The sequence below is a fragment of the Mesobacillus maritimus genome, from assembly GCF_044803185.1.
GTDB classification, from domain to species: Bacteria; Bacillota; Bacilli; order Bacillales; family Cytobacillaceae; genus Mesobacillus_B; species Mesobacillus_B maritimus_B.
The window spans coordinates 3,408,699-3,421,764 of record NZ_CP085225.1; the positions used below are offsets into that span (position 1 = coordinate 3,408,699).

Genomic DNA, 13,066 nt, shown 5'->3' on the forward strand with positions numbered 1-13,066 from the left:
ACCTATAGCCGACCGGGCAACTAGCTAGCACTTTTCATATCAATCGGTTGGTCCACGTGATCCAGCACGTTTCCCTTACTTACTCCACGGAGGGAGGTCCACGTGGTATTACGGGCAAATTCTATAACAAAAGAGCAGGCGCCTGAAAGCGCCTGCTCTTTTAAATGGATTTTAGTGACGTGCTGTTAGCATTTTGCGTCTTGTGTAGAATTCGACTCCGTCTGTTCCGTTTGCATGAAGGTCTCCATAGAAGGAGTTCTTCCATCCGGAGAATGGGAAAAAGGCCATTGGTGCAGGAACCCCAATGTTCACTCCTAGCATACCCACTTCAATATTTTCTCTGAAGTAGCGAACGGCTTTGGCGCTGTCTGTGAATAGGCATGCCCCATTTCCGAAGTCCGACTTATTAGTTAATTCGATTGCCTCTTCTAAACTGTCGACGCGAACAATCGAAAGAACCGGTGCAAAGATTTCTTCCTTCCAAATCCTCATAGAAGGATTGACATTGTCAAAGATAGTTGGTCCAATGAAGTAGCCCTTCGTATGGTAAGCTTCATCGTTACGACCATCACGAATGAGGGAAGCTCCTTCTTGCACTCCAATTTCAATATAGTCCGCTGTTCTTGCTTTATTTTCCTGGCGAATCACTGGGCCTAAGAAAACATCTTCATCCAAACCGTTCCCGATTGTAAGTTTATTTGCTTCTTCGTTCAGCTTCGCAATTAATCGATCTGCTACATCCCCAACAGCAACGACAACAGAGCATGCCATACACCTTTCCCCAGCAGATCCATAGGAAGCGCCGATGATTTCTTTTACAGATGTATCAAGGTCAGCATCTGGCATCACGATGGAATGGTTTTTTGCCCCTGCTAAAGCTTGAACGCGCTTGCCATTTGCCGCTGCCGTTTTATAAATATACTCAGCAACCGGCTGTGATCCGACAAAGGATATCGCTGGAACATCCTCGTGCTCCAATAACCCGTTCACGATATCATGTGCACCGTGGACGATATTAAAGACTCCGTCTGGTAGACCTGCTTCTTTAAACAATTCTGCTAAACGATTTGCAAGAAGTGGTGTACGTTCAGATGGCTTTAATACAAATGTATTGCCGCACGCAATTGCAAGCGGGAACATCCAACAAGGAACCATCATTGGAAAGTTAAATGGCGTAATTCCCCCAATCACCCCTACTGGATAACGATACATTCCTGATTCGATGTCTGTGGCAATATCAGGAAGTTGTTTTCCCATCATCAAGGATGGTGCACCAGCTGCGAATTCCACGCATTCAATTCCACGCTGAACTTCTCCATACGCTTCCTTGAAGCTTTTTCCATTTTCCTTGGTAATCAAGGTTGCCAACTCGTCCCAATGCTCGACCAATAATTGCTGATATTTAAATAGAATACGAGCGCGCTTTGGTACCGGTGTCTTGCCCCAAGTTTTAAATGCTTTCTTCGCTATTCGAACTGCCCCATCAAGGTCCTCGCGCGTGGAGATTGGAACTCGTGCAAGCTCTTCACCTGTTGCTGGGTTTGGGACGATCTCATATTTTTCTGTTTGTGATGAAACCCATTGTCCATTGATAAAGTTCTTTAGTATTTGAGTGGTGGTTGTTGTCATCTTACATTTCCCCTTTTCATGAAATGGATTTTCTTCGTCGTCAAAAAAATGGATAGCAAAAATGGAGCAATCAAGCAATACATCGTCACCTATTCATTTTCGGTTCCCTTACGAAACTTATAGCACTTTTTCTTCGTTGCTAAACTTGTACGTATAACAAACATGATAAAGTTCAACTAATTCCTTGAACGTCGGTACTCTTGGATTATTGCCGGGGCTCCCACTATCAATCGCATCAAAGGCCATTTTCTCAACAACATTTTCGAATGCTTCTTGGTCGATTCCCCACCCTTTTAAATTAGGGATGTTTAATTGGCGACAAAGAGCCTTAACTGAACGAACAGCCACATCAGCTGCCTCCAAATTGGAAGGGCTTTCATTCTCTGGGTCAAATATTCTTCCAATATCCGCTAAACGATCAATACACGCCTCTTTGCTGAATTCAAGGACTGCCGGCAGGAGCATCGCATTGGAGATTCCGTGTGGAACATGAAAGAGGGCCCCGATGGGTCTGGACATTCCATGAACTAAACAAACAGAGGCATTTGTAAACGCCATTCCTGCTTGGTAGGAGCCAAGCGACATCGCTTCACGGGCATCGAGATTTTCTCCATCATTGAAAGCAATGAACAGATGATCGATAATCAGCTTGATCGCGGATAATGCAAGCGTATCCGTCATGGGGTGCGCCTTTTTCGAAAGATACGCTTCTATCGCATGACTCAATGCATCTACCCCTGTTGCGGCTGTTACATTCTTGGGAGAGGAAAGAGTTAATAAGGGATCCACGATCGCCACGTCTGGCATAAAGGCTGGTTGCTTGATCATCATTTTCACGTCATTCGATGTATTTGTAATTACTGTGACATCTGTTGCCTCCGATCCTGTCCCGGCAGTGGTTGGAATTGCTAGATGCGGGAACGGGCTATTTCCAGCGATTTTTTTTCCGCCCATATAGTCACCAATATATCCACCATTTGTCGCAAGAACAGAGATGGCCTTAGCTGTATCGATACAACTTCCCCCTCCTAGCGAGATCACCAGGTCACATTGCTCCCTTATTAGGATTGTTAAAGCCTCCGCTACATATTGATCTGTCGGCTCGGAAAGTACGCCGAGATACACCTCACTCTGTACTCCCTGTTTAGTCAACTGTAGCTGGCACTCCTTGACATAACCAAGCCTCTCCATGACTTTGTCACTGATAATCAATGCCTTTTTCCCTTTTAGAGCTGCTTCCGTTCCAACATTTTGAAATGCATTGCGGCCGTAGTAGGTCGTTTTCGGTGTGCGTAATATTGCAAAGTTATCCACCTTTGTTTTCACCCCTTGTTTAGTTATACTTCATTAATTTGCAAGAAGCGTGCCAACTTAAAAAAAGGATAAACTAGGGGATTTATCATGTTGGAAACTGTAGTGACTACACTACAGTTGTAGGGATGTTGTAGTGTAGTCACTACACTGTTAATAGAAATGTATCTTTTATGGAGAACTTATTGAATTCTATGTTTTTTAAGCTTCTGATAAAGTGTGGTACGATGAATACCGAGAATTTCGGCCGCTTTTGACTTGTTGCCCCCGGAATTTTTTAACGCTTGGACAATTACTTCTTTTTCACGTTTGTTGCCATCGTTTCGCGCTTCTTCTATTAGAGAAGGAACCACTGGCTCCTTTTCGATGGAGAAATCATTCTCCCACATCGCAGTTGGCAAATTCTGGACGGCAATAACGTCTCCGTCCACCAATGTGACTAGTCTTTCAATCGAATTGACCATCTCGCGAATATTTCCTTGCCATGAATAATCTCGAAAAGATGCTACCGCCTCAGACGTGAATGTCTTTAACGGAACTTGATATTTATCGCAAATCTCCTTCAGGTAATAGGATAATAGAATCGGGATATCACCATTGCGTTCGCGAAGAGGCGGGATATGGAGCTGGATGATATTTAATCGGTAAAAGAGGTCCTCACGGAATTTGCCTTGCGCGACCATTTCCTTTAAATTACGATTGGTCGCGCATACAATTCGAACTTGAATGGGGTACTTATTGATTCCACCGACCCTTTCGACCTCTCTTTCCTGCAGGATCCGCAGCAATTTCGTTTGCATGACAAGCGGCATCTCGCCAATCTCATCAAGAAAGAGTGTTCCATTTTGGGCAAGCTCAAATTTTCCTGGCTTTCCGCCTTTTCTCGCTCCTGTAAAAGCTCCTTCATCATATCCAAACAATTCGGACTCAAACAAATGCTCTGGAATCGCGCCACAATTAACACTAATGAATGGCCCCGTTGAGAATGGACTTAGATGATGAATGCTTTTTGCGAACATTTCTTTTCCCGTTCCGCTTTCTCCAGTAATTAAAACGGTTGCTAACGTTCGGGCCGCTCTCCGTGCGTCTCTTTTCACCCTTAATATCTCTTCGCTTTCCCCAAGGATCTCGTCCATCGTAGTGCGACTGTCTTTTTCTTTTTTCAAGGTTAATAATTCTTTCTTCGGCTTTTTCTTTCGATGCTCTTGCTGAAGTCGTTCATAGATTCGGTAGACCTCCGTTACGCCTTCAAAGATTAGCATTCCAATGGCACCTGTTACTTTGCCACTACGCCAGATAGGGATCCTATGTACGACCATTTCTTGACCTTGAATCGTTTGCAGTACGCCCCGCTCGGGAACACCGGTTTTGACGGTCACATGAAGATTGGTATTGTCGATGATCTCGGTTACATGCCTTCCAATCGCATCCTCACGTTTCACACCTGTGAACCGGCTGTAAGCTTCATTAAATTCCAGCAACACTCCGTTTTCATCCACAACGGCAATGCCTTCGTAAGCGCTCTCTAAAATCACTTGAAGAGCATCTGCAGTGTTTTGTCTTTGTTCCAATTTGTAGATATATTTGAAGAATCCGTCCAGAACGTCTCGAATCGTAATCAATCCTACGAGCCTTCCCAACTCGTCCAAAACAGGCATCGCGTTTTCAGAGTATGAAACAACATCCAGTAAGGAATCATCCGGCTTTACAAAAGAATGATTCGTAATCAATGCACTTCCAACCGTTGCCTCTAGGCTTCTTGTTTGCAAAAGCACTTTTATTAAGGAGCTTAACGTGACCACTCCTAAAAACATATTGTTCTCATCCACCACGGGTAAGGCTTCAACATGAAGTTCTTCCATTTTCTCGAAGGCCTTTTGAACACCCTCTCTCTCCCAAAGACTATAAGGGCTTGGGGTCATCCAATATTTCACCTGAAGAACCTCCGTATTTTTCTGTGTTTTAAAGTTTTGATATCCATGCTTATTCATACATTTCCCCCGTTGGGCGGTGCACTTGCACGACCCGAAGATTAGAAATCCGGGCAGAGGGACAGGTACATAGTCCCATCGTTTGAAACTAATTGGGACAGTACCTGATCCTCTATTACAAAAAAATTTCAACCTTTAGATAACTCAAAATGCTCTTCCCTTAACTTGATAATCGAGATATCATCGTTTAACTCAATTAACTTCTTTGCAAGCTTTCTACACCATAAATCTCAGTAAATGTATGACTACCAACTAATAGGTTAATGCCTACGAATTGTGCATACTGTATCGTGTATAATGTTGCCTCGCCTGTTATATATGTATCGCAACCGTCTTCTAGCGCTAACCTAATATGCTTGGAAGAATGACCTGCACCAGTTAATACCCCTACCCTTTTCACTTGTTTATTATTGTTCTTCCAATGCCTAACTGGCTCCTCTAATTCCGTGCTCATTTTTTGTACAAGAACATTAAAATCAATTGGTTCACTAAATTCACCAATTCCAGGGTTTTCCCCGTTTTCATAGATAGAGTGTTTAATAATATCATCAATGCCCATTACCTTCATAAGAGATGTACTAGTACCAAAGTCGATAAAATCTAACGGACCGTGGATCCAGAAATGGCTAATATTGTGCTCTTTTAATTTCTTTAGGCATTCCTCTTTTAACCCAAAAATAAAATCCCAAGCATCATGATGGGTAACGATTAAATCTACATTTTTGTTCTTCGCTTGCTCAATGACATCAATCGAAAGGTTCGTGCAATAACCAACCGTTTTTATTGAATCATTCGATTTGCTTGTAAAACCATAATCATCGTCAAATTCTTCTAATAATTCTTTGTTAAATACCTTTTTTATAGAAACCTCAAATTGTTCTAAGTTCATCCCGACACCCTTCGCTCGTTTTATCTATCTTATCATATTTGCTTTTGAACATTTCTTCGGGGATCTTTTCTCCCACTTTAGTTCACAGGATTAATTGCACGTAAATAAGCTCAGAGCCAACTCTGAGCTTATTTTTTAATTTTCGATGTATTCCACTATCTGTTTGTAGGCATTCATCGTAAGGACAGGATCTGGATCTACACCTTTCTTTTTAGGTACATCGAAGTCTGATAAAACAAAATGGTGTTTTGCTTCAAGATCATGTCTAGCTAATATGTGTTTGCAGCATTCTAATGGACAACCATCAATGGCGATAATCTCTCGCCCAGACTTCGCTGTCCGAACTAGCGGTTTAACATCCCCACCTACCCCAGCAATACAGGACATTTCAGCGACATTTTCTCGGTCCATTTTGATTGCGATTGAATTAGCAGTTTGTGCAGCTGAGGAACATCCAGAGCAAGAATATACTAATGGCAATACGTTTTGTTTCATGTTAACTCCTCTCCCATCAACATTATTTTACATAATCCCCTTTCTCCATTTAACGAAAAATACTCTTAGATGCCTTTATGAATTGACTCTATTTTATTTTATATATTTAAAATAATCTGTAAACAACCTCACACTTGCTTTCAAAAAATATCCCCCTATAAATAAAAATAAAACGCTTAGAATATAAGCGTTTAAGAAAATTGTATAGGATCCTGTGCTCTTAAAAATTCATTCACTAACAGATACATGTTTTACGCTTCTTGCCTACAGCATTCCTTCTTTCTACTTTCTTAATATAATCTGCTGCTAGAGGTACCTTACAAGCTGTATTGCCAACATCGACTTGAACCTTCCCAATCGTTTCTGCCACTTGTTTAGCTTCCTCTTTCAGTTCAGGTACATAACAACCGACTGATATAACAAAGCTATTCATCACATAGCGGACACGGTTTCGTTCCTCATGCACCGAGTGTTCCACCTTGAATAACAACGCTTTTATTTCATCTAAATCTAACTTATCATCCGGTGTAATGGACAAATAATTGGAGAAGGTACTCCATCCACAAACAGCAACCATCTCTTCTTCTGAGTTCAGCCATTCCCTTGCCAATTCAAGCGCATGATCACTTTCTGCAGCCACCTGAGCAACCGTGTATTCCGCTAGCATATACCAATAGGCTTTTTTCACCCAATCCTCCAAAATTTCTTTCGAGAGGAGCTTGGGATTAACAGAAAGTCCAGCCAAATACATCGCATCATGATTACCAGAATCATATAATTTTAATGCAAGCTCTTGATCCTTTTTTACAAACTTGACAAGCTTCTTCATATCGCCAATTTTCACTCCAAAATAAGGCTCTGCCACACCGTGATTCTTGTAAACTTTCTTCGTTTGCTCTGAACCGAATTCCTCCAGCTTTTGCATGATTTCCTCATAATTCATTTCCTGCTCTCCTCCTCACTCTTATTAACAATTCTTTTGTGGACATAGGACAACCGCATCCCTAAAGGTGGTTTTAATGATTCATTTTTCACAAAATTTTTGATAGACCGTCTTCGTTAGGGGAAAAGATCCGTTGCCCCGGCACAGGGGAACCTTCGTCCCTTTTAAAGTTGAACATTTTCAAAATGTTCAACTGTTGGGAATGGGTCATAGAAATGATGTAATTGCTTTTTCCATTCTCGGTATTCTTTAGACTGTCTAAATCCAACTGTATGGTCTTCTAATGTTTCCCACTTCACCAACAATAAATATTTCCCCTTAACTTCGATACAGCGTTGTAATTCGTGAGAAATGTAGCCTTTCATTGATGATATAATTTTGGATGCTTCTAGAAACGCTTCCTCATATTCCTTTTCCTTACCTTGCTTAACTTGTAGCATCACGGCTTCTAAAATCACTTTATCTCCTCCTGTTAGTGTTGGCTATAATGGAATATTCAGTACCAATATCCCACAAAAAGCATGATAAGGATAGCTTTGAAGTTTGTTTATGTATGAAATCTTCGCTAGAATAGAGTTGTACATAAAATGAAGAGGAGTGAAAACAATGGCTGTAGATGTATACCTTGTATTTAACGGGAACTGCCGGGAAGCAGTCGAATATTACGCCAAGGTGTTTAAAACAGAGGCACCACAAATTATGACTTTTGGCGAATCACCGCCAAACCCAGAATACCAGCTTCCTGAGGAAGTAAAAGATCGAGTGATGCATGCACGACTTAGTATTGATGGAAGCAATGTCATGTTTTCGGATACTTTCCCTGGACAGCCATTTGTCGAAGGCAACAACATCACCCTTGCTTTAATCGGTAAAAATATCGATGACATTAAGTCCTGGTATGAGCAATTAAAAGAGGGCGGTACCGTCGGCATGGAATTGCAAAAAACCTTCTGGAGTAAGCTCTATGGTCAAGTAACCGATAAATTTGGAATCCACTGGCAATTAAATTATGACAATGGCGAAACTGCCATGTAAAAAGAAAATTTTCACCCTCATGAAACCGTGGTTTCACATTAAAATTGCCTTCAATTTCATGTAGAAAACAATAAATAGTACTTAATCAAGCTCAGAGTTTATTGCTATGAGCTTGTTTTGTCTAAGAGCTCCTGCTACTGAAGCTCTCACTAGCGTTTAAACTACATCTATCTAGTCATGACCCACCATACTTTTTAAATACTCTATTTTTCTACCATCTTTATGATTATTATTTTCCCCACGGTAACTATCTTTAGATGATACCTCGTAAACAGATAAATATTGCTCAGGGGACAGTAAATAATACATAATGTCTCCCTCTTGATGGATTTCTAAATTCTTTAATTGTACCCCTGCGAACTCTGGTAAAGTATCAATAATGCCAAACTCAACGGATAACCCATCTTTAGAAAACTCATGTTCATGCACATCAATTAAACGGTAGTTCATCGATTGCATGATTATGATTATCATTATCTCATTCCAGTTATGTATCGATAATTCAGGAGGAACCTTCCAACCTCTTTCATCGCCAGGTACATGAATATCTAAGTCTTGAGCATCCCAATTCATTCCTGTGACTATTTCTAAACCAACCGACCCCATTAACAATGGAATGATATCAATCTCATTTAGGTTTTTTGCAATTTTTAATAAACTCATCAAACTTGTGATTAGGAACCAATTCAATCTGCCCCTTTCCTACCTGCTTTTTAAATGATAAATTAGTTGAACGACACCAGAGGAGAACGTCCTTGTATGAACCAATTTTAAATTCAATCTTTCGTTGATATCCATAAACAATGGTTTTCCTTCTCCCAAAACAACAGGGTGCACAGATAATCTGAATTCATCGACAAGCCCTAAATGGATAAAAGTGGTGATAAGACTTGCTCCACCATATAGCCAGATATCTTTTCCAGGTTTATTCTTTAATTTTTGTACCTCTTCAGAAATATGATCATTGATAAAAATTGCTTTATGATCCGTCCCTTTCTGCTGTTTGGAAAATACGTATTTTTCTTTACTATGAACGATTTTCCACATTTCTTTTTCAGTATCACTATCATCTATTTTAGGAGTGAATTGTCCCCATAAGTCGTAGCTTTTTCTTCCATAAAGAATCGTATCAATTTGATTTAAGAAGTCAATAAAATCCATCTCAGCATCCATGATACACCAATCTATTTCCCCATTTTCCCCCTCAATAAAACCATCTAAAGTCACGGCTAAATCTAAAATGATTCTTCTTGGTCTTACTTTTTCGGACATCATTCTTCCTCCCTTTTCCTAACTTTCGCTACCATTTTCATTATAAATCCTGTGATAGACGAATCATATCTCTACACTGTATGCCATTCTCAACTATTTCTTCTTGGTAGTGCCTTAGAAAAAAGTCTCTATCCACACCAGTGATTCTAAACCCACATTTTTGATAAAGAGCAAGTTGCCCTATACTTGAATTTCCAGTACCCACCTCAATTGTTTTGTACCCCTTTCCTTTCGCTATTTGAATGGCATGTATGACTAAACGTTTCCCAATCCCTTCACCATGATGTTTTTCTGCAACTGCAACATTCATCAACTCCACAGTTTCAGGTCTTGTCAGAAGTAGTACATAAACTCCAATAACCTGGCTATCACGCTCAGCAATATAGCATTCCCCTCTTTTTACATACTCTTCAACAATAGTTCGATTAGGGTCCGCTAATAACAATAAATCCATAGGCGGTTTTTCGTCGGTATCGAGTAATCTTATATCCATAACGCTCTCCTAAAAAAAGTAATAATTTGAATTTAGTCCGTTTGCATCATTTTCATTAAAAGAATCTTATATTCTTGTTCTCCTATTCATTCATAGAAGCCTTCCATTCTTATCGGATGCGACCTATAATAGACTCATATTATCATAATTTTCCAATTAGTGTAGTTGCAACATATAAACATAAGGGTGGGATGTGTTTTGGGGAAAGAGACCATTTATAAAAATGATGGGAGAAAGGTAATTGCTCAACATTATGATGATTACCTAAAAACGTTTGATTTTGAGGTCGAGCGTGTTTATGTTGAAACAAGTTATGGAAAAACACATCTACTTGTTGCAGGACCCCCAGAAGGCAAACCGATATTTCTTTTTCAAGGTGGGAATTGTATCAACCCGATGACGTTTTCATGGTTTTTACCATTAGTTGAAAAGTACAGAATTTATGCACCAGATACCATTGGTCATCCTGGAAATAGTGATGAAGCTCGAATTTCGGCGAAGGACAAAAGCTTTGCTGAGTGGATCAAGGAACTAATGGATTATTTTGAGTTAGAACATTGTGCATTTGTAGGACCGTCTTATGGTGCTGGAATCATTTTAAGGTTAGCCACCTATATGCCTGAAAGAATTGATTGTGCTGTATTGGTAGCACCAGCAGGGATAAAATTAGGTTCGAAGCTTAAGATGATTAAAGAAATTTTACTTCCCTTAGTCTTGTTTCATGGAACTTCCTCACAAAAATATCTCGATAAAATCGCTAATCATATGTCTGATTATAGTATGAAAGAAATGGATAAAACTATTATTGGCGATGTCTTTAAACATGTGAAACTTGAACAAGACATGCCCAATTTAACGACGAAGCAAGAATTACAGAATTATCACTCACCCACTTTACTGATAGCTGGAAAAAAAGATCTCTTTTTCCCCGAAAAGAGAGTAAACAACACCGCGAGAGACATTATTCCAAACTTAATCGACTTTAAAAGCTATGATATGGGACATTTCCCCTCTGACGAATATCTATTAAGAATCAACCAAGATATCTTGGCGTTTTTACAGAAATTTTATTAACCTAACAAAATGTTATCCCTTCGCATTCTTTGACGATAGCGCACTCTTCCAATAAGATAAAAGATGGGACGGAGGTTCCTTGTCCCACAAAAAGATTGTTAGGGTGAACAGGATGAACATTTTATTGGTCGAAGATGATCGAACCATCGCTTCGGGTTTGGAATATTCCTTGAAACAAGAGGATTATGAAACATTGGTTTGTCATAATGCCACTTCCGCAAAAGACGTCATACATAAAAAAATTACTGAAATTGATTTGTGCCTTTTTGACCTGAACTTGCCCGATGGCAGCGGGTATGACTTATGTCAGCTCGTGAAAAAACAGCATGATATCCCGGTTATTTTTTTAACCGCATATGATGATGAAGTGAATGTCGTCATGGGGCTAGATATGGGGGCGGATGATTATATCACAAAACCGTTTCGCATCCGTGAATTAGTTTCGAGGATTAAGACCGTTTACCGCCGCTACAATCGCCAACCCCAACCGAAAAACACCATAGAAATTGAAAACATTCAAATCAACACCTTAGAAGGAAAAGTATATAAACAAGGCAGAGAAATCCTGTTGACAGCCTTAGAATACCGGCTTTTCCTGATTTTCGCCAATCACATAGGACAAGTCCTTACAAGAGCACAGTTGCTAGACCGCATCTGGGATGTTGCCGGTGATTTTGTCAATGACAACACCTTGACCGTCTATATTAAAAGATTGCGCGAAAAGTTAGAAGACGACCCACAAAACCCAACCTTAATCAAAACGATTCGAGGCATGGGCTATAAGGTCGGTGAGTGAGTTGCTTCGCAATCGAGAAATTCAAATCCTCTTGGTGGTTCTGCTTCTCATTAGTGTAATCGGTTTTACACTGGCAGCTATTCTCGTTTCCATGCTTGCCGCTGGGATTGTGCTCGGTGTTTCCATTTTACTGATTGGCTGCACGGTGATTTTCACCAAATGGCGCTACCGTGAAATTGAAAAGCTATCAGGCTATTTGCAGCAAATAAGTAGTGGCGACTATTACTTGGACGTCCGTGATAATTTTGAAGGTGAGTTAAGCATTTTAAAAAGTCAGATTTATAAAGTGACAAAAATGCTATCTGAGCAAGGCGCCGTGTTGCATGAAGATAAAGCGAAACTCACGAATGCAATTTCCGATATCTCTCACCAATTGAAAACACCCCTCACCTCGATGATGGTCATGGCGGATTTGTTACGTGATAAAAACTTGGATGATCAAAAACGAGCCGAATTCACCCGAAATCTTCAAATCCAGCTCGAACGCATGGAATGGCTTGTTTCTTCGTTATTAAAGCTTTCGAAAATTGATGCAGGCACGATCGCTTTTAAAAAGGAAAAGGTTATGGTGAAAGAGCTCGTTCAAACTGCAGTCGAACCGCTATTGGTTCCCATGGATGTAAAAATGCAACATTTGGACATCCGCGGCGATGACACTGTATCCTTTTTAGGTGACTTCAACTGGACTTCAGAAGCGCTCATCAATATCATCAAAAACTGTGTTGAGCACACAGCTGAAGAGGGAGAAATCTCTATCCAGTTTTCAGAGAATGCGCTGTTTAGCGAAATCACCATTGCTGACAACGGGAAAGGAATCGCGAAAGAAGACCTCCCCTACATCTTCAAACGGTTTTACAAAGGAAAAAACGCGAGTGATGACAGTGTCGGCATTGGCCTCGCGATGGCGCACAGTATCATCACCAGTCAGCAAGGCGATATCGAAGTGCAAAGTTACCCAAGTGTTGGCACAAAATTTCAGATAAAATTCTATAAGCAGGTAATCTGACAGAGGGACAGGTTCCTTGTCCGGTGGGACAAGGAACCTGTCCCTCTGTCTAAGTGAATAAATTGTCACTTAAGAGTCACTTTAAAGTCATACTGGCTCGTTATACTGACCTCAAGACAAACAAATGCGGAG

Annotated in this window: 13 protein-coding genes and 1 pseudogene; 4 read left to right on the forward strand and 10 right to left on the reverse strand. The window is 40.4% G+C overall.

Going from position 1 to position 13,066, the window contains the following annotated elements:
• Positions 1–171: 171 nt before the first annotated feature.
• The 7 genes and pseudogenes from LG336_RS16415 to LG336_RS16445 form a co-directional block, all read right to left on the reverse strand.
• Positions 172–1,629, reverse strand: coding sequence for a CoA-acylating methylmalonate-semialdehyde dehydrogenase (locus tag LG336_RS16415; RefSeq protein WP_404328559.1), 1,458 nt, complete (start codon positions 1,627–1,629; stop codon positions 172–174).
• Between the two features lie 117 nt (positions 1,630–1,746).
• Positions 1,747–2,943 carry an iron-containing alcohol dehydrogenase gene (locus tag LG336_RS16420; RefSeq protein ID WP_404328560.1) on the reverse strand — a complete coding sequence of 399 codons (1,197 nt, stop codon included), beginning with the start codon at positions 2,941–2,943 and terminating at the stop codon, positions 1,747–1,749.
• 179 nt (positions 2,944–3,122) lie between these two features.
• Complete coding sequence (locus LG336_RS16425; RefSeq protein ID WP_404328561.1) at positions 3,123–4,931, reverse strand: sigma 54-interacting transcriptional regulator; 1,809 nt, start codon at positions 4,929–4,931, stop codon at positions 3,123–3,125.
• A gap of 128 nt (positions 4,932–5,059) precedes the next feature.
• A pseudogene (locus tag LG336_RS16430) lies at positions 5,060–5,820 on the reverse strand (Nif3-like dinuclear metal center hexameric protein).
• Between the two features lie 135 nt (positions 5,821–5,955).
• Positions 5,956–6,315, reverse strand: coding sequence for a putative zinc-binding protein (locus LG336_RS16435; protein ID WP_404328562.1), 360 nt, complete (start codon positions 6,313–6,315; stop codon positions 5,956–5,958).
• Between the two features lie 235 nt (positions 6,316–6,550).
• Positions 6,551–7,258, reverse strand: coding sequence for a DNA alkylation repair protein (locus tag LG336_RS16440; RefSeq protein WP_404328563.1), 708 nt, complete (start codon positions 7,256–7,258; stop codon positions 6,551–6,553).
• A 164-nt stretch (positions 7,259–7,422) separates the two neighbouring features.
• The gene (locus LG336_RS16445; protein WP_404328564.1) at positions 7,423–7,716 is read right to left on the reverse strand and encodes an antibiotic biosynthesis monooxygenase family protein; all 294 of its coding nucleotides are present in this window, start codon (positions 7,714–7,716) and stop codon (positions 7,423–7,425) included.
• A 148-nt stretch (positions 7,717–7,864) separates the two neighbouring features.
• On the opposite strand from LG336_RS16445, the gene LG336_RS16450 reads away from it, so the two are divergent.
• Complete coding sequence (locus LG336_RS16450; protein WP_404328565.1) at positions 7,865–8,293, forward strand: VOC family protein; 429 nt, start codon at positions 7,865–7,867, stop codon at positions 8,291–8,293.
• Between the two features lie 171 nt (positions 8,294–8,464).
• Here LG336_RS16450 and LG336_RS16455 read toward each other — a convergent pair whose 3' ends face one another.
• From LG336_RS16455 to LG336_RS16465, 3 genes are read right to left on the reverse strand one after another with little or no spacing between them, the layout of a single operon-like run.
• Positions 8,465–8,983, reverse strand: coding sequence for a nucleotidyltransferase domain-containing protein (locus LG336_RS16455; RefSeq protein WP_404328566.1), 519 nt, complete (start codon positions 8,981–8,983; stop codon positions 8,465–8,467).
• A gap of 12 nt (positions 8,984–8,995) precedes the next feature.
• Entirely contained in the window at positions 8,996–9,565 is a 570-nt protein-coding gene (locus LG336_RS16460; protein ID WP_404333198.1) for a dihydrofolate reductase family protein, read from the reverse strand.
• A gap of 40 nt (positions 9,566–9,605) precedes the next feature.
• Positions 9,606–10,058 carry a GNAT family N-acetyltransferase gene (locus LG336_RS16465; protein ID WP_404328567.1) on the reverse strand — a complete coding sequence of 151 codons (453 nt, stop codon included), beginning with the start codon at positions 10,056–10,058 and terminating at the stop codon, positions 9,606–9,608.
• Between the two features lie 198 nt (positions 10,059–10,256).
• Between LG336_RS16465 and LG336_RS16470 the strand changes: the two genes are divergently transcribed.
• From LG336_RS16470 to LG336_RS16480, 3 genes are all read left to right on the forward strand, one after another.
• Positions 10,257–11,132: an alpha/beta fold hydrolase gene (locus LG336_RS16470; protein ID WP_404328568.1), complete on the forward strand. Its 876-nt coding sequence runs from the start codon at positions 10,257–10,259 to the stop codon at positions 11,130–11,132.
• A gap of 112 nt (positions 11,133–11,244) precedes the next feature.
• Entirely contained in the window at positions 11,245–11,928 is a 684-nt protein-coding gene (locus LG336_RS16475; protein WP_404328569.1) for a response regulator transcription factor, read from the forward strand.
• A gap of 1 nt (position 11,929) precedes the next feature.
• Positions 11,930–12,934 carry a sensor histidine kinase gene (locus tag LG336_RS16480; RefSeq protein WP_404333199.1) on the forward strand — a complete coding sequence of 335 codons (1,005 nt, stop codon included), beginning with the start codon at positions 11,930–11,932 and terminating at the stop codon, positions 12,932–12,934.
• The last annotated feature ends 132 nt before the right edge of the window (positions 12,935–13,066 follow it).